The organism is Xylanibacter ruminicola Ga6B6, assembly GCF_000687715.1.
In the GTDB taxonomy this organism is placed as follows: domain Bacteria; phylum Bacteroidota; class Bacteroidia; order Bacteroidales; family Bacteroidaceae; genus Prevotella; species Prevotella ruminicola_B.
Genome location: NZ_JHXD01000024.1, coordinates 1 through 25532, shown reverse-complemented (window position 1 = coordinate 25532; position 25532 = coordinate 1). Strand labels below are relative to the sequence as shown.

The 25532-nt window shown below is 50.5% G+C and carries 23 protein-coding genes and 1 pseudogene; 10 read left to right on the top strand and 14 right to left on the bottom strand.

Translation table 11 applies throughout. The features are described 5' to 3' along the window. Window positions 1-37: 37 nt before the first annotated feature. The 5 genes from T500_RS0112555 to T500_RS0112535 are packed head-to-tail and all read right to left on the bottom strand — an operon-like array spanning window position 38 to window position 5280. A complete protein-coding gene (locus T500_RS0112555; protein ID WP_028908406.1) occupies window positions 38-682 on the bottom strand; it encodes an HAD family hydrolase in 645 nt (214 codons plus the stop codon). Continuing rightward, on the bottom strand, window positions 679-2403 hold the full coding sequence (locus T500_RS0112550; RefSeq protein WP_028908405.1) for a dipeptidase: 1725 nt from the start codon (window positions 2401-2403) through the stop codon (window positions 679-681). Before T500_RS0112550 ends, T500_RS0112555 begins: the two co-directional genes overlap by 4 nt. A 15-nt stretch (window positions 2404-2418) precedes the next feature. Then, on the bottom strand, window positions 2419-3270 hold the full coding sequence (nadC, locus tag T500_RS0112545; protein ID WP_028908404.1) for a carboxylating nicotinate-nucleotide diphosphorylase: 852 nt from the start codon (window positions 3268-3270) through the stop codon (window positions 2419-2421). A gap of 46 nt (window positions 3271-3316) precedes the next feature. After that, window positions 3317-3814 (bottom strand): outer membrane beta-barrel protein, encoded by a 498-nt coding sequence (locus T500_RS0112540; RefSeq protein WP_196243517.1) that lies wholly within the window; start codon window positions 3812-3814, stop codon window positions 3317-3319. 5 nt (window positions 3815-3819) lie between these two features. Next, window positions 3820-5280 (bottom strand): carbon starvation protein A, encoded by a 1461-nt coding sequence (locus T500_RS0112535; RefSeq protein WP_028908402.1) that lies wholly within the window; start codon window positions 5278-5280, stop codon window positions 3820-3822. Between the two features lie 109 nt (window positions 5281-5389). Between T500_RS0112535 and T500_RS0112530 the strand changes: the two genes are divergently transcribed. The 3 genes from T500_RS0112530 to T500_RS0112520 all read left to right on the top strand — a co-directional run bounded on the left by T500_RS0112530 (window position 5390) and on the right by T500_RS0112520 (window position 9802). Then, entirely contained in the window at window positions 5390-6856 is a 1467-nt protein-coding gene (locus T500_RS0112530) for a family 10 glycosylhydrolase (RefSeq protein ID WP_028908401.1), read from the top strand. An 82-nt stretch (window positions 6857-6938) separates the two neighbouring features. Continuing rightward, the gene (gene uxuA / locus T500_RS0112525; RefSeq protein ID WP_013064172.1) at window positions 6939-8192 is read left to right on the top strand and encodes a mannonate dehydratase; all 1254 of its coding nucleotides are present in this window, start codon (window positions 6939-6941) and stop codon (window positions 8190-8192) included. Between the two features lie 23 nt (window positions 8193-8215). Next, on the top strand, window positions 8216-9802 hold the full coding sequence (locus T500_RS0112520; protein ID WP_028908400.1) for a mannitol dehydrogenase family protein: 1587 nt from the start codon (window positions 8216-8218) through the stop codon (window positions 9800-9802). A 33-nt stretch (window positions 9803-9835) separates the two neighbouring features. Here the strand turns inward: T500_RS0112520 and T500_RS0112515 are convergent, their stop codons facing one another. From T500_RS0112515 to T500_RS0112490, 6 genes are read right to left on the bottom strand one after another with little or no spacing between them, the layout of a single operon-like run. Continuing rightward, entirely contained in the window at window positions 9836-10528 is a 693-nt protein-coding gene (locus T500_RS0112515; protein ID WP_028908399.1) for a tetratricopeptide repeat protein, read from the bottom strand. Beyond that, window positions 10521-11582, bottom strand: a complete 1062-nt coding sequence (gene leuB / locus T500_RS0112510) for a 3-isopropylmalate dehydrogenase (protein ID WP_028908398.1) — start codon at window positions 11580-11582, stop codon at window positions 10521-10523. Before leuB ends, T500_RS0112515 begins: the two co-directional genes overlap by 8 nt. Before the next feature lie 16 nt (window positions 11583-11598). Further along, window positions 11599-13173, bottom strand: a complete 1575-nt coding sequence (locus T500_RS0112505; RefSeq protein ID WP_028908397.1) for an alpha-isopropylmalate synthase regulatory domain-containing protein — start codon at window positions 13171-13173, stop codon at window positions 11599-11601. Beyond that, window positions 13152-13748 (bottom strand): 3-isopropylmalate dehydratase small subunit, encoded by a 597-nt coding sequence (leuD, locus tag T500_RS0112500; RefSeq protein WP_028908396.1) that lies wholly within the window; start codon window positions 13746-13748, stop codon window positions 13152-13154. The genes T500_RS0112505 and leuD overlap by 22 nt, the downstream gene beginning before the upstream one ends. Beyond that, on the bottom strand, window positions 13745-15139 hold the full coding sequence (gene leuC / locus T500_RS0112495) for a 3-isopropylmalate dehydratase large subunit (RefSeq protein ID WP_028908395.1): 1395 nt from the start codon (window positions 15137-15139) through the stop codon (window positions 13745-13747). The genes leuD and leuC overlap by 4 nt, the downstream gene beginning before the upstream one ends. Beyond that, complete coding sequence (locus tag T500_RS0112490) at window positions 15140-16645, bottom strand: 2-isopropylmalate synthase (RefSeq protein WP_028908394.1); 1506 nt, start codon at window positions 16643-16645, stop codon at window positions 15140-15142. It abuts the gene before it with no gap. Between the two features lie 422 nt (window positions 16646-17067). On the opposite strand from T500_RS0112490, the gene T500_RS0112485 reads away from it, so the two are divergent. Together T500_RS0112485 and rlmH are read left to right on the top strand one after the other, a co-directional pair. Continuing rightward, window positions 17068-18384, top strand: a complete 1317-nt coding sequence (locus T500_RS0112485) for a GH25 family lysozyme (protein WP_028908393.1) — start codon at window positions 17068-17070, stop codon at window positions 18382-18384. Between the two features lie 9 nt (window positions 18385-18393). Beyond that, window positions 18394-18864, top strand: a complete 471-nt coding sequence (gene rlmH, locus T500_RS0112480) for a 23S rRNA (pseudouridine(1915)-N(3))-methyltransferase RlmH (RefSeq protein ID WP_028908392.1) — start codon at window positions 18394-18396, stop codon at window positions 18862-18864. Here rlmH and T500_RS0112475 read toward each other — a convergent pair whose 3' ends face one another. Then, complete coding sequence (locus T500_RS0112475; protein WP_028908391.1) at window positions 18865-19740, bottom strand: neutral zinc metallopeptidase; 876 nt, start codon at window positions 19738-19740, stop codon at window positions 18865-18867. Between the two features lie 65 nt (window positions 19741-19805). After that, complete coding sequence (locus T500_RS0112470; RefSeq protein WP_230580909.1) at window positions 19806-20525, bottom strand: DUF5715 family protein; 720 nt, start codon at window positions 20523-20525, stop codon at window positions 19806-19808. Window positions 20526-20638: 113 nt separating this feature from the next. Between T500_RS0112470 and T500_RS0112465 the strand changes: the two genes are divergently transcribed. From T500_RS0112465 to T500_RS0112445, 5 genes are read left to right on the top strand one after another with little or no spacing between them, the layout of a single operon-like run. After that, window positions 20639-21601 carry a PhoH family protein gene (locus T500_RS0112465; RefSeq protein WP_028908389.1) on the top strand — a complete coding sequence of 321 codons (963 nt, stop codon included), beginning with the start codon at window positions 20639-20641 and terminating at the stop codon, window positions 21599-21601. 34 nt (window positions 21602-21635) lie between these two features. Further along, window positions 21636-22592, top strand: coding sequence for a phosphoribosylaminoimidazolesuccinocarboxamide synthase (locus T500_RS0112460; RefSeq protein ID WP_013064788.1), 957 nt, complete (start codon window positions 21636-21638; stop codon window positions 22590-22592). A 1-nt stretch (window position 22593) separates the two neighbouring features. Next, entirely contained in the window at window positions 22594-23325 is a 732-nt protein-coding gene (gene ubiE, locus T500_RS0112455; RefSeq protein ID WP_028908388.1) for a bifunctional demethylmenaquinone methyltransferase/2-methoxy-6-polyprenyl-1,4-benzoquinol methylase UbiE, read from the top strand. Window positions 23326-23336: 11 nt separating this feature from the next. Then, window positions 23337-24083, top strand: coding sequence for a shikimate dehydrogenase family protein (locus T500_RS0112450; protein ID WP_028908387.1), 747 nt, complete (start codon window positions 23337-23339; stop codon window positions 24081-24083). 9 nt (window positions 24084-24092) lie between these two features. After that, entirely contained in the window at window positions 24093-25259 is a 1167-nt protein-coding gene (locus T500_RS0112445) for an AIR synthase-related protein (protein ID WP_028908386.1), read from the top strand. A gap of 54 nt (window positions 25260-25313) precedes the next feature. Here the strand turns inward: T500_RS0112445 and T500_RS17175 are convergent. Then, window positions 25314-25532: pseudogene (locus T500_RS17175) on the bottom strand (hypothetical protein); the annotation flags it as partial.

Below are 25532 nucleotides of genomic sequence, written 5' to 3'. Positions count from 1 at the left end.
TACAAAGGAAAATCCATAAACCACAATGGGGAATTCCCTAAAGTAGAGAGGAAAGTTGGTTAAAGTCCATATTCCGATAATCGGATATCTGGATGTCGGACAATTCGCTGATCGACTCTGCCGAATTGGTGGTTGCCAGTCCCACTACCTTCATATTGGCAGCACGACCAGAACGCAGACCATTAAAGCTATCCTCGAAAACAATACACTCATCGGTGCTTGCACCCAAGCGCGCGGCGGCTTTGAGATAACAATCGGGATCGGGCTTACTACGCTCGAAATCCTCGCTGGTAAGAATAGCATCAAACAACGACTTAAACTCAGGCTGATAGCGATACACAGCCTGCATCTTAGGCAGATTAGAGCTGGTTACAACTGCCGTTTTCACACCATGACTGCGCAAATCGGCAATCATCTGCTCAAAGCCCTCGATATAGTCGTAATGCATGTGGCTCTCGTATTCGTTAAGTCTATCTGTGATAACAGACTGCTCTTTCTCCAATGGACCACTGAACCACTGATCGTAGATCTGTGTGAGCGTCTGACCTTTAATTTCGTGTTCCAGACCTGGACGTTCGGGGTGATAGAGTCGACACTGAGAACCCCAGAAAATAGAATACTGGGGTTCTGTGTCGAATACTACACCATCGAGGTCGAAGAGTGCGGCTTTCAATGTGCTCATTTCTTCTCCTCCACTGGTACGAGATACTTATCGCCTGTCTGCTTCAACAGATCACGGGCATACTGCTCAGGATAACCAGGACGCTCTGCACGTGCACCATGTCCATAAGGTGTGCGCAGGAAAGTGCCGTTAGCATCTGTTGGCTTAATGGCCATATCGTTAAACTTCACAATCAGGAAGAAGGCCAGCTTCTGCCAACGGGCAATCATCTCGTCGCCCTTCTTACAGCTATAATTTGTCAGGAACTTCACACGCTCCTCGGCTGTAGGCAATGCGAGGGCCTTAGCCTCGATCTCAGGCTGAAGCTGAGCATACGAAGCATCGAGCGAATCACGAACAGCCTGCAGGGTTGGGAACAACTGTGAGTAACGAGGATAAACCATATTGCTAACCCAGTTGCATACCCAGAAAGCATTGTCCATCGAGAAAGTTACGTCATCAGCACCCTCCTCAGTAAAGCACTTGGGGCGACGTGTGATACAAGAATACATAGGTGTGTAAGCCACCATATTGCCATCGTCGTTACCAAACCAGAAGCAAGCACCAACCTCGCGAGGCATCCAGCTACGCATCTGTGAGATAAAGCTCCAAGCAGTCTGCTGGGTTGAGATAGGACGCTCGTTGAATACATCCTGCTCACCCACCTTGAATGTAAGAGGTGTAGGACGATAAGGCATCTGATAGATACCGCCACCGATATTGGTATCGAGAGCGAATGGAGTACCCTCGTAGTGATCGCGCATAGCATCGCGCAGATCCTGGATGGTTACCTTCTTGTTAGGGATAATCCAAAGTGGCATCTCCTTAGCATTCTTCTCCTTACCGGCTGCATAGGGAACATACTCCGAGAAATCGTCGGCAAAGCGGTTGAAGAAACTCCAAACACGAGCCTCGCAAAAACGACGACCCGAGAAGTCGGGAGCAGCGTAGGCTGCATTATAGCTAAAGTCGGCATCTTTACCATCAAACCAGCCCATAGCACGTGCATAGCTTACCACATTGCTTGAGCAAAGCATCAGGTTGGGAACAGGCTTCTTACCATTAACGGCATACTTCTTACCAAACAGGTCCTTCATCTGAACCTTGACATAGCGGCCATCCAGGAACTTGGTGATACGACTCTGGTTGGCGTGAGCTGCTACTGCATTATCAGGAATGCGGACAGCTACCCAAACGGTGCGCTCCTTCGACTTGGTGCGATCAGGACCGCAACCCATCATCTCCAGAATCCAAGCTTCGTCCTTATCAGCTACAGAGAAGGTCTCGCCCTCAGAGTAGTAACCATACTGCTCAACGAGCGATGTCATAATCTGCAGGGCCTCGCGAGCAGTCTTTGAACGCTGCAGGGCGATGTAGATAAGCGAACCATAATCGATAACACCTGTTGAGTCGGCCATTTCCTCGCGACCGCCAAAGGTTGTCTCACCGATAGTTACCTGCCACTCGTTAGAGTTACCAATCACATTATAGGTCTCGGCAGCCTCAGCTATCTCACCTAAATACTTGTTTGTATCCCACTCGTACACCTTACGCATATCGCCAGGCTGATGCTTGGCTGCTGGATAGTGATAGAGGGGCATGAATGCGCCATACGAGTCGGCATTATAAGTTACAAACACCGATCCGTCGGCGCTGGCTTTCTTGCCAACAATAAAGTTAGTACATGCCGATGCGCCCATTACGGCCATCAGCGCAATTGCTAGTATCAGTTTTCTTTTCATATACATTATTATATATTAGTCACAAGCCTTAAACGACATGTCGAGTCCCTTAACAGAATGTGTAAGCGCACCAACGCTGATGAAATCTACACCCTGTTCAGCATAATCGCGAATGGTATCGAAGGTGATACCGCCGCTCGATTCTGTCTCATAACGATGGTTGATAATATCAACCGCCTTCTTGGTATCGGGCACGCTGAAGTTATCAAGCATGATACGATCCACACCACCGTGATCCAGTACCTGCTGCAACTCATCGAACGAACGTACTTCGATTTCAATCTTCAGGTTCAAGCCCTTCTCCTCGAGATACTTATGGCAGCGATCGATAGCGTTTGTGATACCACCGGCAAAATCTACGTGGTTATCCTTGAGCAGAATCATATCAAACAAGCCAATACGGTGATTGCAACCACCACCAATCTTTACGGCCTGCTTCTCGAGCATACGCATACCAGGTGTGGTTTTACGGGTATCAAGCACACGGGTGTTGGTACCCTCCAGACGCTTCACATACTTATCAGTCATGGTGGCAATACCACTCATGCGCTGCATGATGTTCAGCATCAGACGCTCGGTCTGAAGCAGCGAACGGATTTTTCCTGAAACAATCATGGCGATATCGCCTTTCTTTACGCGGGTTCCATCCTGCATCAGCACCTCAACCTGCATGGTGGGATCGAAACGGTGGAACACTTCTTTTGCAATTTCTACTCCTGCCAAGATACCATCTTCCTTAATCAGCAGATGACTCTTACCCATTGCATCCTCGGGGATACAGCACAAGGTAGTGTGGTCGCCATCGCCTATATCTTCGGCAAACGACAGATCTATCAGTCTGTCAACCAATTCATCAACACTTAACATAAATACTTTAAATCTTCAATTATATAATTTTTCAATGTATAAATTCTTAGAAATAAATACCGAATCCAATACGTACACCGAATCCTGAATAGTCAGAATCCTTGGTGCTGTGCTCGTAATAAACCTCGGGCTCAACAGTGAGCTTACCTGTGAGGAAATAAGCGTAACCTACGCTCAGCTCAGGACGGAAATCGCTGAAGTCGTCGCAATGTACATACTTGGCTGTAGCACCTGCATACACACCACAACTCTCAAAATAATAACGCAGTCCGGCACCCAACTGTACCACCGATGGAAAATCGGTCTGAGCACGATAACCTACCAAACCGGTAATCATCCAGTCGTCGGCAATCAGATAACCGCCTTTAGCATCAAGGTTGAAGGTCCAATCGCTACCCTTATGATAGTTCAGATCCAAACCTGAGAGCGAAGCGCCTACATACCACTTATCCTGAGTAAACACCTTTTCAGAATCGTTCAGATACTGTGCGTTAGCACCGATTGCCATCATGAGGCCGATAGCAGCCATTATCAACTTTTTCATAATCATTACTGTTTTAAGTTATTATTCTTTCGATACCATAATACAAACCATACAATAGCTACCACCAGACAAACCACGCCGTAAGGATAACCATCGTTACCAAGTCCCAGGAACTGCTTCGACACAAAGAAGTAGGTACTACAAACGGTAGTCATAAACAAGGCAGGAATCAGCGTAAGCCAGAAGCACTTGTTGTTGCGAACCAGATAAACGGTGATGGTCCAGAGTGTGAACACGCTGAGCGCCTGATTACTCCAACCGAAATACTGCCAGATAGTATTAAATCCATCGGGATTCTCAATCTGCCAAACCAGCATAGCGATAGAGAGGGCAAACAACGGGATACAGATAAGCAAGCGCTTAGGAATGGGGCGCTGATTCATCTTTAACCACTCTGCTACAATCAGTCGGGCCGAACGGAAAGCGGTATCACCCGATGTGATAGGTGCAGCAACTACTCCCAACATAGCTAAGATAGCACCAACAACACCCAACCACTCGTTACAAACCAAGTTTACTACAGCAGGAGCCGAAGTATGGAATCCAGCTGTAGCCTGCTCAATCAGCGTGTAGCCAGGAGCGGGGTTACCATAGAAGAACCACGATGCTACTGTAGCCCAGATTAGTGCCACGATACCCTCGGTAATCATGGCGCCGTAAAAGATGGGGCGGCCCATTTTCTCGCTCTTTACGCAACGGGCCATCAGCGGACTCTGTGTAGCGTGGAAACCAGAGATAGCACCACAGGCAATAGTGATAAACAAAGCTGGGAAGATATTATCCTTCCAAGTGTCTGGCTCTGTAGCAGCACCCATATTATACAGACTGTTCCAGAGCTCGGGCACTGTAGGCCAATGCAGGAACAGCCACACCATCAGCGCAGCTGCCATAAACAGCAGCGAGAAGGCGAAGAGCGGGTATATCTTTCCGATAATCTTATCGATAGGCAGCATGGTAGCAATCACGTAGTAGCAGAAGATAATACCTACCCACATCAATGTATCGCCACCCATCGTGTGCAGAATCTCAGCCGGACTATATACAAACACCGTTCCTACCATAATAAGCAGCAGTACGGTAAACACCAGCATAATACCCTTGGTAGCCTTGCCCAGATACCTACCAATCAGCTCGGGCAGTCCGGCACCATCGTGACGCATCGAGAGCATACCGCTGAAATAATCGTGGGTAGCACCAGCAAAGATACAGCCGAAAACAATCCATAAATAAGCCACAGGACCGAACTTGGCTCCCATAATCGCACCAAAGATAGGACCTGTTCCGGCAATGTTCAGGAACTGGATCATAAAGATCTTCCACGAGGGCAACACGATGTAATCTAACCCATCGGCCTTGGCCACAGCTGGGGTAACACGATCGTCAGGACCAAATACTCGCTCCACGAGTTTACCGTAGAACAAGTAACCACACACAAGAGCCATCAGACTCAATACAAACGAAATCATCTTTCTTTAGCTTATTTTTGAATTATTTTTGTGCAAAAGTAGTATTTTTATTTGAGAAATGGAAAAAATAAAGTAACTTTGCACCAAAATTATCAAAAAAAATATCATTTTGAAGACAATTATACATATTTTCGTGCTTTTAGCACTTGTGCTAACCACCAAAGCGAATACGCCAAAACATGAAGTCAGAGCCGTTTGGTTAACCACCATTGGTGGTATCGACTGGCCTCACTCCTACTCTACACCTACCCAGCAGCGCGAGTTGATTTCGATTCTCGACCAACTGCAGCAGGCTGGTATCAATACCGTACTGATACAAACCCGCGTACGTGCCACCACTATCTTCCCAACCACAACCGAGCCTTGGGACGGTTGTATTACCGGTCATCCTGGTAAATCGCCTGGTTACGACCCGCTGCAGTTCTGCATTAACGAGTGTCATCGTCGCGGTATGGAGTGCCACGCTTGGATTGTTACCATCCCTGTTGGCAAGTGGAACGGTACAGGCTGTAAGCAACTCCGACAGAAATATCCATCGCTGATTCGTAAGATTGGCGACGAGGGATATATGGATCCCGAAAAGCCACAAACGGGCGATTATCTGGCCCAGTTCTGTGCAGAAGTAACACGCAATTACGATGTAGATGGTATCCATCTGGATTACATCCGCTACCCCGAAACCTGGAAGCTGAAGGTATCACGCCCACAAGGTCGACAGTACATCACCGATATCGTTCGCAAGATTAATCGTGCCGTTAAAGGTTTAAAACCATGGATTAAGCTATCTTGCTCGCCTATAGGAAAATACGACGACCTGACTCGTTACAAAAGTTCGGGTTGGAATGCCAACACCACCGTGTGTCAGGATGCCCAAGGATGGTTGCGCGACGGACTGATGGATGCCCTGTTCCCGATGATGTATTTTCAGGGCAATAACTTCTTCCCCTTTGCGGTAGATTGGCTGGAGCATAGCTACGGACGTATGGTGGCTCCAGGCTTGGCTGTTTACATGATGCATCCCCGCGAAAAGAACTGGAATCTGGATGTGATTACCCGCGAGATGAACGTGCTGCGCCAGCTTGGTTTGGGATGCACTTTCTTCCGCAGTAAGTTCTTTACCGATAATACCAAAGGTATCTACGATTTCACCCGCGATTTCAATATCGTACCAGCCCTCGTTCCACCTATGACGTGGGCGAGCAAGCAGGCTCCATCGGCTGTTAACCATTTGCAGATGAAACGCGGTATGATCAACGATATGATTTCGTGGCAGAAGGCTACCGACTATTCGGGTGCCGACTATCTATTATATAATGTCTATGCCTCAGAAACACTTCCCGTTGACGTGAACAATCCCAAGAATCTGATTGCTACCCGTCAGCGTGAGTTGTCGATTACCGTACCCCATAAGGGTCGCACCTTGTATTACGCCGTTACGGCCATGAACCGCTACGGTATGGAGGGCGAAGCAGCCAGCATCCCCTCTACTATAGCACCTAACGGTAGCAAACCATACGATTTTCGCGAGCTAATCATGGGAAATAAGCTAAAAAAGTACAAATCAACAAAGAAATGAGCTAAAAACACAACCTTATGTGCCAATAATTGCGTAATTTTGCAGCATTCAAAAATATAGCAAATCAAAAATATAACTAATTATGGAAAGAACTTGGAGATGGTTTGGCAAGAAGGATAAGATTACTCTTGCACAACTGAGACAGATCGGTGTTGAGGGCATCGTTACCGCCCTGCACGATGTACCCCTTGGCGAGGTTTGGACTCGTGAGAAGATTCGCGACCTGCGCGAGTACATCGAGAGCTACGGTATGCGCTGGAGCGTAGTAGAATCGTTGCCCGTTGTTGAGACAATCAAATACGGCGGTCCCGATCGCGATCACCAGATCGAGGTTTACAAAGAGAGTCTGCGTAACCTTGCTGCCGAAGGTATCCACTGCATCTGCTACAACTTCATGCCCGTACTCGACTGGGCCCGCACCGACTTGTTCCACGACAACCCCAACGGTGCCACTAACCTCTATTTCAACTATGCCGAATTTGCTTATTTCGACATCTATATCCTGAAGCGTCCAGGCGCTCGCGAGGAATGGGAGAAGTTCCAGTTCCCCGAGGGATGGGGCCAGGGCCGCAGCGTCATCGCCGAGTGCGATGAGCTGGCTAAGACCATGACACCCGAGAAGGACCACAAGCTGGTTGAGAATATCGTCATCAAGACTCAGGGATTCGTATCAGGTAACTTCAGCGAGAACGATGAGGCTCCTGTACAGAAGTTCCGCGAGTTCCTCGATCTGTATAAAGGCATCGACAAGGCTAAGCTGCGTGCCAACATGAAGTACTTCCTCGAGGCTATCATGCCTGTATGCGAGGAGTGCAACATGAACATGTGTGTTCACCCCGACGATCCCCCTATCGAGATTCTTGGCTTGCCACGTATCGTACGTACCGAGGAGGATATCCAGTGGTTCCTGGATGCTGTGCCCAACAAGCATAACGGACTCACATTCTGTGCAGGTTCGCTCTCAGCAGGTGCCTATAACAATGTGGTTGAGCTGGCCAAGAAGTTTGCCTCTCGCACACACTTCGTTCACCTGCGTTCGTGCCACATCTTCCCCAATGGCGACTTTACTGAGGCCTCTCACCTGGGCGGTCGTGCCGACCTGATTGAGCTGTGCCGTATCTTCGAGAAGGAGAATCCCGCTCTGCCTATGCGTGTGGATCATGGTATGACCTTTACCGATGAACCTGGTGGTATTATGGACGAGAGCAGTCACGGTCACAATGCCGGTTACACCCTCTTGGGTCGTATGTTCGCTCTCGGTCAGGTACAGGGTATCCTCGCCACCGTTGATCGCGAATTAGGCATCGAATACAAACAACCCGGATTCTTTGATTAATTGACAATTGACAATTGATAATTATGAAATTAAACGATATACTGAGCGGCCAGTTAAATGTCGCAGAGTGGGAAGCTAAGGGCTACCAGCTTCCTAAGTTCGATATCAAGGCTGTACGCGAAAAGACAGCCAAGGAGCCCACATGGGTACATTTCGGTGGCGGAAACATCTTCCGCGCTTTCCCTGCTGCCATCCTGAACGATGCACTGAACACAGGTAAGTACGATCGTGGTGTGATTGTAGCCGAGACTTTCGACTTCGAGGTTATCGACAAGGCTTATGCCCCTTATAACAACCTTTCGCTTTGCGTGAACCTCTGCTCAGATGGTTCTATCGAGAAGAAGGTGATTGCCTCAGTAACCGAAGCCCTGAAGGCCGACCCACAGTTTGAGGATTGGAACCGCCTGGTTGAAATCTTCAAGAACCCAAGTCTGCAGATGATTTCGTTCACCATCACCGAGAAGGGGTACACCTACAACGAGGCCGATCTGGCTCGCGGACTGAAGCCCCTCTTCGCTATGGGTAAGGTTTGCGCCCTGCTGCTCGAGCGTTTCAACGCCGGACAGCTGCCTCTCACCGTTCAGAGCATGGACAACTGCTCACACAACGGCGATAAGGTAAAGGCTGGCGTATTTGCTTATGCCGAGCGTTGGGTGAAGGACGGACTGGTTCCTGCAGCCTTCCTCGATTACCTGAAGGATGAGAAGAAGATCACCTTCCCTTGGTCGATGATTGATAAGATTACCCCTCGTCCACACGAGAAGGTAAAGGAGATGTTGGCTGCTGATGGTTTCGACGACAACAACTATATCGAAACCGAGAAGCACACCTTCACAGCTCCATTCGTAAATGCCGAAGAGGTACAGTATCTCGTTATCGAGGATAACTATACCAACGGACGTCCACCATTGGATCTGGGCGGTGCTCTCTACACCACTCGCGAAACCGTTGACAAGGTAGAGACCATGAAGGTTACCACCTGCCTGAACCCACTGCACACCGCCATGAGTATCTATGGTTGCATGCTGAGCTACACCTTGATTTCTGCCGAGATGGCCGACGAGGACCTGCGCCCATTCGTTCAGAAGCTGGGTTATATCGAGGCTATGCCTGTAGTTGTTGATCCAGGTGTACTGAACCCCTACGAGTTTATCGGCGCTGTTATCAATCGCCGCTTGCCAAACCCATTCATGCCCGATGCCCCACAGCGTATCGCTATGGATACCAGCCAGAAGCTGCCTATCCGTTTCGGTGAGACCCTGAAGAAGTACATCGCTCGCGGCTTGGACAAGAGCAATCTGGTACTCATCCCACTCACACTGGCTGGTTACGCCCGCTACCTGAAGGGTATCAAGGATGATGGTACAGCCTTTGATTGTTCACCCGACCCCATGCTCGAGGAACTGCAGGCTATCGTTGCTCCATTGCAGATTGGTAAGGCCGATCAGGATTGGAGCTGCCTGAAGACTCTCTACAGCCGCAAGGACGTGTTTGGTCTCGACCTTTACGAGGCTGGTCTGGGCGAGCAGATCGAAGGAATGGTTAAGGAACTGTTTGCTGGCAATGGTGCCGTTCGTGCTACCTTGCACAAATACGTTTCAGCAAGATAATAATTAATAAGGCCCGCCAGTTGGCGGGCTTTATTATTTGCACTTTTCGTACCATTCGCGTAAGGCGGCACGTGGGGTGCCTTGCTTTACGGCTTGGTCTAATGCCTCGCGGGCCTCTTTCTTACGTCCTAAGCGCAACAGCACATCAACTTTCGATGCCGTCAGCTCTGCGTTCTTGGGGGCCAGACGTAAGGCTTCATCCCAATCGTACAGGGCTGCATCGTATTGCGCCTGTTGTGTTTCAAAAGCCGCTCTGGCAGCATAGGCATCCGTACTGTCGGGAAACATCTGTACAGCACGATTCAGCTCATCAGCAGCATCGGTCTTTCGTCCTAACAACTGCAACACGTGCGCCAAACCCAAGCGCGCCTCCAGGTGTTCGGGCTGGATAGCTAAGAAAGCCTCGTAATCGGCACGGGCAAAACTATACTGTCGCAACTGCGTCTGACAGAACGCACGGAAGTAAAGTGCCGCCAGGTTTTTCTCGTCTTTCTTCAATACAGCCGAATATTCATCGCGGGCATACTCATACTGCTGCAGATTAATGTTAGCCTCAGCCTTTTTTAATCGCAATTCCAGATTATTGGGGTTCATATTAATCTGCTCTATCAGTACCGATACCGAATCGCGCCATTGTTTGGGCGTCTGTCCGCTGGCCGAATCGGCCAGCAAAGGCAGAACTACTAGAGATACTAGCCGGGCTAGATTTACCAGATTATTACGCATTCTTAATGTAGTTTACAATCCACTCTCCCACTTCGGTTGTGCCGTATTTCTCGCCACCTTCAACCTGAATCTCTGGGGTGCGCACGTTGGCATCGAGCGATGCGGTAACAGCCTTACGGATAAGACCACCCTCTTCGTTCAGTCCGAAGTGCTCGAGCAACATGGCAGCTGAGAGAATCTGAGCGATAGGGTTAGCCAGATTCTGACCGGCAGCCTGAGGCCACGAACCGTGAACGGGCTCGAACAGCGGTGTGTGCTCACCCAATGACGACGAAGGCTGCAAGCCCATCGAACCAGTAATACAACTGGTCTCATCGGTCAGGATATCACCGAAGGTATTCTCGGTAACAATCACGTCGAAGTAACGGGGCTCTGTCAACACACGCATCGAGGCATTGTCGATAAACATATAATCGGTGGTAACCTCAGGATACTGTGCCTCCATCTCCTTGGCTATCTGGCGCCACAAACGGCTCGATGCCAGCACGTTAGCCTTATCAACCACCGTCAGATGCTTCTTACGGGTCATCGCCATCTCAAAGCCTACCTTCAGGATACGCTCCACCTCGGGACGGGTGTAGATGTTGGTATCGTAAGCCTGATCGTTATCCTGATACTTGGCGCCGAAATACATACCACCTGTCAGCTCGCGAATCACCACAAAGTCGGCACCCTTCAGGAGTTCTTCTTTCAGTGGCGACTTGTGCAACAGACAATCGAATGTAGCCACAGGGCGCACGTTAGCAAACAAGCCCAGCTTCTTACGCATGGCCAGCAAACCAGTCTCAGGACGTATCTTAGCGGTAGGATCGTTGTCGAACTTCAGCGAGCCAACAGCGGCAAACAGCACAGCGTCGGCCTGCATACATACCTCGTGGGTGCTGTCGGGGTAAGGATCGCCCACCTCTTCGATGGCGTGAGCACCACAGATAGCAGGGGTATATTCAAACTCGTGACCGAACTTAGCAGCAATTGCATCCATTACAGCCACACCTTGTTTCATAATCTCTGGGCCTATTCCGTCGCCCTCTAATACAGCAATCTTTAATTTCATAATTCTTCCTTTCTAATTATATTTCTTTTTCTTGTTCGTCTTCTACGATGTTCAGCATCTTAAAGGTGGCCTTGATGGCCGCTTCGGTCTGGTCGGCATCCAGACCTCGGGTACGCAATATCTTACCGTTATCGTTCCAGGTAATCACAGTCTGTACCAACGCATCGGTTCGTCCGCCTGGCGGGATGGTAACAGCGTAGTTCTGCAGGATGGGGAACGTACGTCCGAGATACTTCTTATAGATATAGCGCAACGACTTCACGAAGGCATCGTACTGACCGTCACCAGTGGCCGAAGCCTCGTACGCCTGTCCGTTAATCTCCACCTTCACATTTGCTCCAGGCTTTAAGCCGTAAGCCGTTGAAACCACGTAACTTACCAGCTTAACTTTATCCTCGGGAGCATCGTGTTTCAGCACGTCGCTCACAATGAATGGCAGATCCTCCTGCGTTACAATCTCCTTCTTGTCGCCCAGTTCGGTAATACGCTGGGTTACACGTTTGGTCTGCTCAGGTGTGAGTTCCAAACCGAGTTCCTCCAGGTTCTTGGCGATGTTAGCCTTACCGCTATTCTTGCCAAGGGCATATTCGCGCTTTCTACCGAATCGCTCAGGTACCAAGGCGTTACAATACAGGTTATCCTTCTTATCGCCATCGGCATGCACGCCAGCCACCTGGGTAAACACATTGTCGCCGATGATAGGCTGATTAGGTGCTACAGCAATACCGCTATAGCTCTCAACCATTCGCGAGATATCGTTCAGTTTGTCCTCGCGGATATTGGTGCGGGCGTTAAACTGATCCTTCAGAATTACCTGCACACTCGACAGCGGTGCATTACCACATCGCTCGCCCAATCCGTTCACCGTTACGTGCAGACCTTTGGCACCACTCAGCACAGCGGCCAGCGAGTTTGATACCGCCAGGTCGTAATCGTTATGAGCGTGGAAGTCGAAATGCGTATCGGGATAACGCTTCAGCATTTTGCGGAAGTACTCGATACACTGCAACGGGTTCATGATACCCAAGGTATCGGGTAGCATAAAGCGTCGGATACCTACATCGCACAGCGCATCCATCAGCTTGTAAACGTAGGTGGGCGACTCGTTCATACCGTTGCTCCAATCCTCCAGATACAGGTTAACGGTGATGCCTTTCTCGTGGGCATAACGCACCTCGCGATGGATATCCTCTATATGCTCATCGGGTGTTTTCTGCAACTGCTGGGTGCAATGCTTCAGCGAGCCTTTGGCCAACAGATTCACGGTCTTACACCCGCACTCAGCGGCCCAGTCGATGCTTTTGCCACCATCGATAAAGCCCAGCACCTCTACCCTTTCGAGGGCATCGATACGTGAGGCATAGCGACAAATCATGCTCACCGCCTCGCGCTCGCCCTCGCTTACACGGGCCGATGCCACCTCGATACGATCCACATTCAGATCGTTCAGCAGCATACGGGCCATCATCAGCTTTTCGTGGGGCAGAAACGATACGCCGCTGGTTTGCTCACCATCGCGTAGCGTAGAGTCCATAATCTCCACAAAGGGCTGAACACGCTTGAATTTGTTTACTTGTTCGCTTGTTCCCATTGTTCTGTTTTCTGTTTGTTCTCCACCAAGAAGTCGATATCGTCTAAGCCGTTCATCAGACAATGCTTCTTGTAAGCGTTAATGTCGAAGTGCTCGCTGTGGCCGGTAGCCTTGTTGGTTACCGTCTGGTTGGGCAGATCCACCTCTACTTCGGTCTTGGCATCAGCATCGATGCTGGCAAAGAGTTCAGCCAGGAAGTCCTCGCTTACCACCACGGGCAGCACAAAGTTATTCAGCTCGTTGTTCTTATGGATATCGGCAAAGAAACTGCTGATAACCACACGGAAGCCGTAGCCTGCGATGGCCCACGCAGCGTGCTCGCGACTACTGCCCGAACCAAAGTTCTTACCAGCCACCAGGATACAGCCCGAATACTTGGGATTATTCAGCACAAAGTCGTTGTTCAGTGTGCCATCGGCATTGTATCGCCAGTCGCGAAACAGGTTGTCGCCAAAGAATTTCTCTTCGCGTGTGGTGGCCTTCAGGAATCGGGCGGGTATGATCTGGTCGGTGTCCACATTCTCCATCGGCAGTGGCACACACGTACTTGTTATGATGTTGAATTTCTGTTTCATAATAATTCTCTTGGATCGGTTATTACTCCAGTTATCGCTGCGGCTGCAGCAGTAAGGGGCGATGCTAAGACGGTGCGGGCACCAGGACCCTGACGACCTTCGAAGTTGCGGTTGGATGTTGATACTGCCAACTTGCCTGCGGGCACCTTATCATCGTTCATTGCCAGACAGGCCGAACAGCCAGGCTGACGGATTTCGAAGCCAGCTGCCTCGAGCACCTTGTCGAGTCCTTCTTCGCGAATCTGCTTGTCAACAGCCCACGAACCAGGCACCAGCCAAGCCACCACATCGGGCGACTTATGGCGCCCCTTAACCAGATGGGCAAACGCGCGGAAATCCTCGATACGTCCGTTGGTGCAAGCACCTAAGAACACATAATCCACCTTGGTGCCCAGCATCTTCTGTCCAGCCTCAAAGCCCATGTAGTTCAGAGCCTTCTCAAAGCCTGCTTCGGGTGCATTAGCCTGCTGCGCATTGGCAGGTATTGATTCAGTAATACCGATGCCCATACCTGGGTTGGTACCATAGGTAACACGAGGCTCGATATCAGCAGCGTTAAAGGTCAGCTCCTTGTCGAACACAGCATCGTCGCCGCTCTTCAGCGTTTTCCAATAGGCCACAGCCTTGTCCCATGCCTCACCTTTGGGTGCATACTCCCTACCCTTCAGGTAATTAAACGTGGTACTGTCGGGGGCGATAAAACCACCGCGAGCGCCCATCTCAATCGAGAGGTTACACAGCGTCAGTCGACCCTCCATACTCATGGCTTTTACCGTTGATCCGGCATACTCTATAAAATAGCCCGTAGCACCGCTGGTGGTAATCTGTGCCATCAGGTAAAGGGCCACATCTTTGGGTGTTACGCCCTTACCCAGCACGCCGTTGATGGTGATACGCATCGACTTGGGTTTCTGCTGCAGAATACACTGCGAGGCCATCACCATCTCTACCTCGCTGGTACCGATGCCAAAGGCCACAGCACCCATTGCGCCATGGGTAGAGGTGTGCGAGTCGCCACAAACAATCGTCATGCCTGGCAACGATAATCCCTTCTCTGGACCTACCACATGGATGATACCGTTATCCTTCGACATCATGCCGTAATGGGTGAGTCCGAACTCGGCTGCATTCTTGGCCAGGGTATCCACCTGCTTACGCGAAACGTGATCCTCGATAGGCTTATCCTGATCGTGCGTAGGTGTATTGTGATCGGGCATACAGAATATCTGCTTTGGTCGGAAACACTTCAGTCCGCGTGCACGCATGCCGTCGAAAGCCTGAGGCGATGTTACCTCATGACAGTACAAGCGGTCGATATACAGCTGTGTAGGACCTTCCTCCACCTGCTGCACCACGTGCTTATCCCATATCTTATCAAAGAGTGTATTCATTTAGTCTTCCTCCTTTTTAAATTTGTTGATACAATCGATATACGCCTCGACGCTGGCGGTTACGATATCGGTGTTGGCACCAAATCCATAGTAAAGTGCGCCATCGTACTCCACCTGCATATGTACCTTACCCACATCGTCGCTACCCTTCGAGATAGCCTGAATGGTAAACTCCTTCAGCGTCATCTGCTTCATGATAATCTTCTTGAGTGCCTTGATGGCCGCATCAACCGGACCGTTACCCGAGGCGGCTGCCTCAAACTTCTGTCCGCTGATGTCCAATCCGATACTGGCCACACTCTTCACGCCCTTACCTGTAGTAACCTGCAGGAAGTCCAATCGTACGGCGTGTGTATCGGCGGTATCTGCACCAGCCAGCATCAGGGCGTCGGCATCGCTCACCTCCTTCTTCTGGTCGGCCAGCACCAGGAACTTCTCATATACCTTATCCAACTTCTCCTCAGTCAGATCCACACCGTTTACGTGCAGACGATGTTTCAAGGCAGCACGACCTGAGCGGGCGGTGAGTACGATTGAGTTATCGTCGATACCCACATCCTTGGGGTCCATAATCTCGTAGGTATGTACATTCTTCAGTACACCGTCCTGATGGATACCGCTTGAGTGCGCAAAGGCATTACGACCCACGATAGCCTTGTTAGGCTGAACGGGCATGTTCATCAGGCTCGACACCATACGGCTGGTGGGATAAATCTTAGTGGTATTGATGTTGGTCTCGATGCCCAGCTGCTTATGGCACTTCAGTATCATGGCAATCTCTTCGAGCGATGTGTTACCGGCACGCTCGCCAATACCGTTGATGGTCACCTCCACCTGACGGGCACCAGCCATCACACCACTGAACGAGTTGGCAGTAGCCATACCCAAGTCGTTATGACAGTGGGTTGAAATGATAGCACGATCGATATTGTCCACGTGCTCCATCAGGTATTTGATTTTATCGTGATACTCCTCGGGCAGACAGTAGCCTGTGGTATCAGGGATGTTTACTACGGTAGCACCAGCCTTGATGACTGCTTCCACTACCTGAGCCAGATATGCGTTGTCTGTTCTTCCAGCATCCTCGCAGTAGAACTCCACATCATCTACAAATCGCTTGGCGTACTTGGTGGCGGCAACGGCACGCTCCAGAATCTCCTCACGGGTTGAGTTGAACTTATACTGAATATGCTCGTCGCTAGTACCGATACCCGTGTGGATACGCTTGTGCTTGGCATACTGCAGGGCTTCGAAGGCCACGTCGATATCACGTTCAACGGCACGTGTCAGCGCACAAATCACTGGCCATGTAACCGCTTTCGAGATTTCAATCACACTGTTAAAGTCGCCTGGACTTGAGATAGGGAATCCTGCTTCGATCACGTCCACGCCCAACTGCTCAAGCGCCTTAGCCACCTGAATCTTCTCTACGGTGTTCAACTGGCATCCGGGCACCTGTTCGCCGTCGCGGAGCGTTGTGTCGAAAATAAACAATCTGTCACTCATTTTTAATTTCTATTTTACGATAATACTTGTTATTCCAAACGAAAGAGCCTTTCACACTCGGAAGTGAGAAAGGCTCTATCTTAATTTTTAGTTTCAATGAAACACTGTCAATTATCTACACACCCTGTCACTTCCGACCTGCCCCATGCAGTCGAATAATAATAAACAGGCTGTTAAGTAGATTCAGACTCTTCATTTTTAATTCTTTTATCAATATCCGGCGCAAAATTAATCATTTTCGTTGGAATAAACAAACAATTCGTAACTTTTTTATCGAAAAATCTATCAATTTATCACTTTTAGACCTTTTTGGGGGCCTCTAGGCATACTAATTCTTGATCATAACCATAAAAATTATCGTTATTTTGATGGCAAAGATAGCAAATTAATTTGTAACTTTGCACCCGAAATCATGTAAATAAATGAAAAAGGTATTAATATCTATTATAACACCCTTTGTTCTGCTGTTGGCATCAACCTACTTTCTGAGGCAACCCACGCATCCTGGCATGCATCTGAGTGCCGATATGCAGAACACACTTGCCGCCGAGGCCGACACCCTGCCCAACGACTCTATGCCCGATTTTGGCGACGAATTTGAGTATTACTTCGACCGTCACAACGTGATGGACGAGGGCTATGAGATGGTGGCCGCCTTTGCCAACGGCAAGCGTCTGCAGATTGAACCTGCCCAGCGATTAACCGTGTGGAATGTGGGCAACTGGCGCAATCGCACCCACGAGGGCACCACGCTGGCCGTAGACTCGGCTGGTTTCACCATTGTGGCCACCTATCAGGCCGACACCATCAAAACAGGTTTGCGTATCGACAGCTTAGGTACCTACCAAGGCGACTTCAGCGGCACCAAAGCCAACGGTCATGGCGCTTACATTGCCGATGGCAGCTATTTCGAGGGGCACTGGACCGATGACAAGCGCGACGGATTCGGCATACAACTGCTCACCCCTGCCGATGGCGAGCCACGCCTGCAGGTGGGCGAATGGAAGAACAACCGATTCTGGGGCGAACGCATGAAGTACACCTCCGAGCGTATCTACGGCATTGATATCGCCCGTTACCAGCACGGAAAGGGACGCCACAAATCACCCATCCTCTGGGATAAGCTCAGCATCAGCTTCTTGGGCAAGAAAAACCATAAGAATGTTCACGGTAAGGCCAACTACCCCATCTCGTTTATCTTTATCAAGAGTACCGAGGGCGTTACCGTAACCAATAAGTTCTATGCCGACGATTACGCCAAGGCGCGCAAGCATGGTATCCCCATCGGTGCCTACCACTTCTTCTCGCTCAAGACATCGGGTGCCGCTCAGGCCAAGCACTTTATCAAGCACACCAAGTTCCTGAAGGGCGACCTGCCCCCAGTGCTCGATGTAGAGCCCAGCGACGCACAGATACGTGCTGCAGGCGGTGCCGAGAAGATGTTCCAACAGATACGTATATGGTGCAGGATGGTAAAGGCCCGTTGCGGCGTAACACCTATCTTATATATAAACCAGATGTTCATCAATAAGTACTTTGGTATGGTGCCCGACATTAAGCGCGACTACGACGTGTGGATTGCCCGCTACGGCGAGTATAAGCCCGATGTACGCCTGGCCTTCTGGCAGTTGTGCCCCGATGGCAGGGTAAACGGTATTCGTGGCGATGTAGATATCAATGTGTTTAACGGCTATAAGAGTCAGTTCGACGAGTTCGTAGCCACCAAGAGTATTAAGTAATTATCAATTATGAAAACAATCCTGATACTGGTGGGCAAGACCACCGACAAGCATTTCCAGGCGGGCATCAACGATTATGTAGACCGTATTGGTCATTACATGCCTTTCGAGCTCGTTACCATCCCCGAACTCAAAAACACCAAGAGCCTGTCGGAGGCGCAGCAGAAGACCACCGAAGGCGAGCTGATTCTGAAACAGATTCAGCCCAGCGACACCGTAGTACTGCTCGACGAGCATGGTAAGGAGTTTCGTAGTATCGAGTTTGCCAAGTGGCTGGAGCAGAAACGCAATACGGCCCGCCGACTGGTATTCGTCGTAGGCGGACCGTATGGATTTTCTCCCGAGGTGTATGCCCGTGCTAACGAGCAGCTCTCGCTCTCAAAGATGACGTTCTCGCATCAGATGATTCGTTTGGTGTTTACCGAGCAGATCTATCGTGCCTGCACCATCATCAAGGGCGAGCCCTATCATCACGAGTAATTAAAGATCATTGTAATTCTGTACAGCGAAGGTGCTGGTGCGCATGTCGCCAGTCTCGAAGCCACGCTTCAGCCAGCGCTTACGCTGATCGCTGGTGCCGTGGGTAAACGATTCGGGCGTAGCACGTCCCTGAGCCTTCTTCTGCAACCAGTCGTCGCCGATAGCCTTAGCCAGTTCCAGCCCCTTCTCCAAATCGCCGTACTCCATCGAGTGGTTCATGGCATCCTCGTAATGCGCCCACACGCCGGCATAGTAGTCGGCCAGCAGTTCCAGTCGCACACTTATCTGGTTGGCAGTCACCTTATCTGTCTGGTTCATAGCCGAATGCGCTTTGTTCAGTGTACCCGTCAGGTACTCAATATGGTGACCAATCTCATGGGCTATCACATATGCGTAGGCAAAGGTATTACCCTCGACACCCAACTGACGTTTCATCTGGGTAAAGAACGACAGATCCACGTACAGCTTCTGGTCGCCCGAGCAATAGAACGGACCCACAGCAGCCGTTGCCGAACCGCAAGCCGAGTTTACCTGATTACTGAACAGCACCAGCGTGGGGTACTGATATTCGCCCCAGCCATTCTCCTCGAACACCTTGGTCCAAACCTCCTCGGTACTGGCCAGAATCTTCTTACAGTCCGAGGCCAGTTCCTGTTCCTCCTCAGTAAAATTCTCCTCGCCAACGGTCTCAGTAGGCGCCTGCATGGTTTGCTGCACCACATTCTGCACCACATCTGTTACATCGCCGCCTTGCAGGAATGTAAACAGCGCAATCAGAATAATACCTCCGATACCACCGATACCAGCCTTAGCACCACCGCTCATACCGCGGCGATCCTCAACATTCGAGCTTTCTCTTCGTCCGTCTAATCTCATAATGCTTTTAGTTTATTAGTTATTACTTTAATTTTTAAATTCTTACATTATTCAATTTTTACATTTTACCGCACCGTCATATGAAAGCACCCCTGCTTCACCTCGTATTTGATGTAGCAGCGCCCCTGTTCGCGCATATCGCGCAGCACCTCGCACAGCACGTATTTCAAGCTGTCGTTTCGCACCGCTCTGCGCTCTGGTCCGTCGGGATCCTGAACCGTTTCGTAGCGGTTGTAACAGATGTCGAAGGTGGTACCATACAGATGGCACGAGTTCTCGGTTGCATTACCGTTATGTCGGCGCAGCTTAGTCACGTCGGCCTCTGTTCGCAGCACACTGGTGACGATAGGACGATGCAGATTGATGCCCTTAACATACAAACTGTCGAAGAATGCCTGTCCGATATCCTGCAGCAACACCGCCGCACGTGGCACCAGGTAAGGAATACTCGAGTACAGCTTGTCGATATGGTAGTAAGGGTTGGCACCCACGTACACCAGTTCACTCTTACGCTTCTCGGCATCCTCGCGGTTTTTCACACGCTTCACGCCCCACTTCATCGCCGCCGCCAACTGCACCGACTGGGTATCGGGAAAGCAAGCCTTAAAACTGGGCACCGAGTATATCTTATGCTTCTTAGCAGTAGCTGTAGCACTGAAATCGGTATGAGGCATCGCAGCTGCCACACTGTCGGCATTCACCTCTACATGGCTCTCAGCAATTCTTGGTTCAGCCAGCTGCGGAAACTCGGCACGCACCACCGCAAGCACCGCTACAATGCCCATAAATCCTATTAAATATCTTTTTTTTGTAAGTTTCATTTAAAAATTCTGTTTTGCGTTGCAAAGATACAAAAATTATTTGTAACTTTGTGCCCAAAAATAAAAAACTTCAGCTTTTGATAGAGAAACATATCGTATTAGAAGACATTGACCCCGTGATATTCTATGGGGTTGGCAACGGGCACTTACAGATGATTCGCTCGTTATATCCCAAACTGCGCATCATGGCCCGCGACAATGTGATTCGCGTTTTGGGCGACGAGGAACAAATGGCAGCTTTCGAGGAAAGCGTTGAAAAGCTGCGCGCCCATGTACTCCGTTTTAATTCGCTTGGCGACGAGGACATCCTCGATATCATAAAAGGTAAGCGCACGCGCGATGATGTGCCCGATGGCGTTGTGGTTTATTCCATGTCGGGCCGCCCCATCAAGGCGCGAACGCCCAACCAGCAGCGACTCATCGAGGCTTACAACCAAAACGACATGGTGTTTGCCGTTGGCCCAGCTGGTACCGGAAAAACATACCTCTCCATAGCCCTCGCCGTTAAAGCCCTGAAAGACAAAACCGCCAAAAAGATTATCCTCTCGCGCCCTGCTGTCGAAGCTGGCGAGAAGCTCGGATTCCTACCTGGCGACATGAAGGAGAAAATCGACCCCTATCTGCAGCCCCTTTACGATGCCCTCGAGGACATGCTGCCTCAGGTAAAGCTGCAGGATATGATGGAGAAAAATATCATTCAGATTGCCCCTCTGGCATTTATGCGTGGTCGCACGCTGAACGATGCTGTGGTGATACTCGACGAGGCACAGAACACCACACCCGCCCAGATCCGTATGTTCCTCACCCGTATGGGTTGGAACACCAAGATGATTATTACGGGCGACATGACGCAGATCGACCTGCCCCACTCGCAAAAGAGCGGACTCATCGAGGCCCTGCATATATTAAATAATGTAGAAGGCATTGGTATCGTTAATCTGCAGCGCGATGATATCGTTCGCCACAAACTCGTAACCCGCATCGTGAACGCCTACGAGGAGTTCGACAAAGAGATGAAGGGCGAAATACCAAACAAGTAAAAGTAAAAAGGTCAAAAGGTAAAATAATAAAACAATGAAAGCATTAACTAAGACGGACTTTAAGTTCGCAGGTCAGAAGAGCGTTTATCACGGCAAGGTTCGTGACGTTTACAACATTAACGACGATCTGATGGTGATGGTAGCCACCGATCGTATCTCAGCATTCGACGTAGTACTGCCCAAGGGAATCCCCTTCAAGGGTCAGGTGCTCAATCAGATTGCAGCCAAGTTCCTCGATGCCACTACCGACATCTGCCCCAACTGGAAGCTGGCTACCCCCGATCCCATGGTAACCGTTGGTCTGAAGTGCGAGGGTTTCCGCGTTGAGATGATTATCCGTAGCATCCTTACCGGTTCGGCTTGGCGCGAGTACAAGAACGGCTGCCGCGAACTGTGTGGTGTGAAGCTGCCCGACGGCATGAAGGAGAACGAGCGTTTCCCCGAGCCCATCATCACCCCAACAACCAAGGCCGATGAGGGTCACGACATGAACATCTCGAAGGAAGAGATTATCGCTCAGGGTATCGTATCTGCCGAGGACTATGCCATCATGGAGGACTACACCCGCAAGATCTTTGCTCGCGGACAAGAGATTGCCGCCAAGCGCGGACTCATCCTCGTCGACACCAAGTACGAGTTTGGTAAGCGCGATGGTAAGGTTTACCTCATCGACGAGATCCACACCCCCGACTCAAGCCGTTATTTCTATGCCGACGGTTACGAGGAGAAGTTGGCCAAGGGCGAGCCCCAGCGTCAGCTCTCTAAGGAGTTCGTTCGTCAGTGGCTCATCGAGCACGACTTCATGAACGAGCCCGGACAGACCATGCCCGAGATTACCGACGAGTATGCCGAGAGCGTATCAGAGCGTTACATCGAGCTTTACGAGCACATCGTAGGCGAGAAGTTTGAGCGCGAGAACAGCGACGAGGACATCGCCCAGCGCATCGAGAAGAACGTCAGCGAATGGCTCGCAGCTTTTAAGTCACGTTAATATGTACGAACAGGAGAAGATAAAGCCATACGGCGAAGGTGAAAAAGCGTCGCAGGTAGAGCAGATGTTTGATAACATCGCCCCTACCTACGACAAGCTTAACCACCGTTTGTCGTGGGACATCGATAAAGGCTGGCGCCGCAAGGCCATCAAGGCTTTGGCGCCCTACAAGCCCCAGTCGCTGCTCGATATAGCCACAGGCACAGGCGACTTCGCCATCCTGGCCACCCAGATGCTGCAACCCGCCCGCGTGGTAGGTGCCGACATTAGCGAGGGCATGATGGAGATAGGCCGACAGAAGGTAAAGGCACTTAATCTCGACAGCATTGTAACCTTCGAGAAAGAGGATTGCCTACACCTATCTTATAATAGCGATACCTTCGACGCCGTTACCGCCGCATTCGGCATCCGCAACTTTGCCGACCTCGACGCCGGTCTGCGCGAGATGTATCGCGTGCTCAAGCCCGGTGGCCATCTCAGCATCGTAGAGCTTACCACACCTGTTAAGTTCCCCATGAAACAGCTGTTCCACATCTACTCGCACACCGTGCTCCCCGTTTATGGCCGATTGATCTCGCGCGACACCAGCGCCTACTCCTATCTCACAAAAACCATCGAGGCTTTCCCCCAGGGCGAGCGCATGGTAGATATTCTGATGAAGGCAGGATTTGCCGAAGCCTCGTTCCGCAGGCTCACCTTCGGCATCTGCACCATGTATTTTGCAACTAAATAAATACGAAATTTATGGACAAGTACGGACTTATCGGTTACCCTTTGGGACATTCGTTCTCTATCAGCTACTTCAACCAGAAGTTTGCCGACGAAGGCATCAATGCCAAGTACGAGAACTTTGAGATTCCCACGATTGATGAGCTCCCCGAGATCATCGACCGCAACCCCAACCTTAAAGGTCTCAACGTCACCATCCCCTATAAAGAGAAGGTGATTCCTTTCCTCGACAGCATTTCGCCCGAGGCACGTGCCATCGGCGCTGTCAATGTGATCCGTGTGGTCCATGAGAAGAATAAAACGCTGCTCAAGGGCTATAACAGCGATGTCATCGGGTTTACCCAGAGCATCGAGAGCATGCTCGACCCCAAGTGGCATAAAAAAGCCCTCATCCTGGGCACCGGCGGCGCCTCTAAGGCCATCAACTTCGGTCTCAAGTCGTTAGGCATCGAGCCCGTGTTCGTCAGCCGTTACGAGCGTCCCGACACCATCCAGTACAATCAGATTACCCCCGAGGTTATCAAGGAGTACAACGTCATTGTTAACTGCACGCCATTAGGCATGTATCCCAAAACCGACGAGTGCCCCCAGCTGCCTTACGAGGCTATGGACTCGCACACCATCCTTTACGACCTCATTTATAACCCCGACCAAACCCTGTTTATGCGCAATGGTGCCAAGTACGGTGCCGAGGTTAAGAACGGCCTCGAGATGCTCCTGCTCCAAGCCTTCGCCTCATGGGAGTTCTGGCACGAAAAGTAATATAAGAATATGGATAATAGATATATGATGCGAGGCGTAAGTGCTGCCAAGGAGGATGTGCACAACGCTATCAAAAACATTGACAAGGGAATCTTTCCACAGGCCTTCTGTAAGATTATCCCCGACATCTTAGGGGGCGACCCAGAGTATTGTAACATCATGCACGCCGATGGCGCTGGCACCAAGTCGGCCCTCGCCTACATGTATTGGAAAGAGACTGGCGACCTCTCAGTATGGAAAGGTATCGCTCAGGATGCCATCGTGATGAATACCGACGACCTGCTTTGCGTGGGTGCCGTTGATAACATCCTGGTATCAAGCACCATCGGTCGTAACAAGATGTTGATTCCCGGCGAGGTTATCTCAGCCGTTATCAATGGTACCGACGAGTTGCTCGCCGAGCTGCGCGAAATGGGTATCGGCATCTACCCCACTGGTGGTGAGACAGCCGATGTAGGCGACCTGGTTCGCACCATCATCGTCGACAGCACCGTTACCTGCCGCATGAAGCGTGCCGACGTGATTGATAATGCCAACATCCGCCCAGGCGATGTCATCGTTGGTTTGTCGTCAACCGGTCAGGCCACTTACGAGAAGCGTTACAACGGTGGTATGGGCTCAAACGGCCTTACCTCAGCCCGTCACGATGTGTTTGCCAAGTATCTGGCCGAGAACTACCCCGAGAGCTTCGACCACGCTGTCCCCGACGAGCTCGTGTATAGCGGTAAGTACAAGCTTACCGACGCCGTCGAAGGTTCGCCTGTTAATGCCGGTCAGCTCGTGCTCTCGCCCACCCGCACCTATGCACCAGTTATCAAGAAGCTGCTCGACGAGCTGCGCCCCGAAATCCACGGTATGGTACACTGCACAGGCGGCGCCCAGACCAAGGTGCTCCACTTCGTGAACGACAATTGCCGCGTTATCAAGGACAACATGTTCCCCGTGCCCCCATTGTTCCGTGCCATCCACGAGTGCTCAGGCACCGACTGGAAGGAGATGTACCAGGTATTCAACATGGGTCACCGCATGGAAATCTACGTACGTCCCGAGGTTGCCGATCAGGTCATCGCCCTCTCAAAGAGCTTCAACATCGATGCTCAGGTAGTAGGACATATCGAGGAAGGCAAGAAGAGCCTCACTATCAAGAGCGAGTTCGGCACATTCGATTACGAGTAAAAATTTTTATATATAAAAAGAGCAGCGGAGAGCACAATGCCCTCCGCTGTTTTTTTATGCATTAATAAACGCGACCTTGCGCCGATTTTCCTTAGGCCTCACCGCAAAGTGTATCCACACCGCACCATAGCGATTCTTTTCTATTAGCAGCTCATCAAAGTCCTGACCGCTCTCATCCGCGTAATCCAGCAGTATGTTAGCATAGCGTATTAACTGCTCAGCACCCAACACCCTGATATCCACCGCACACCCCGTAAGGTGGTTACTGCCAGC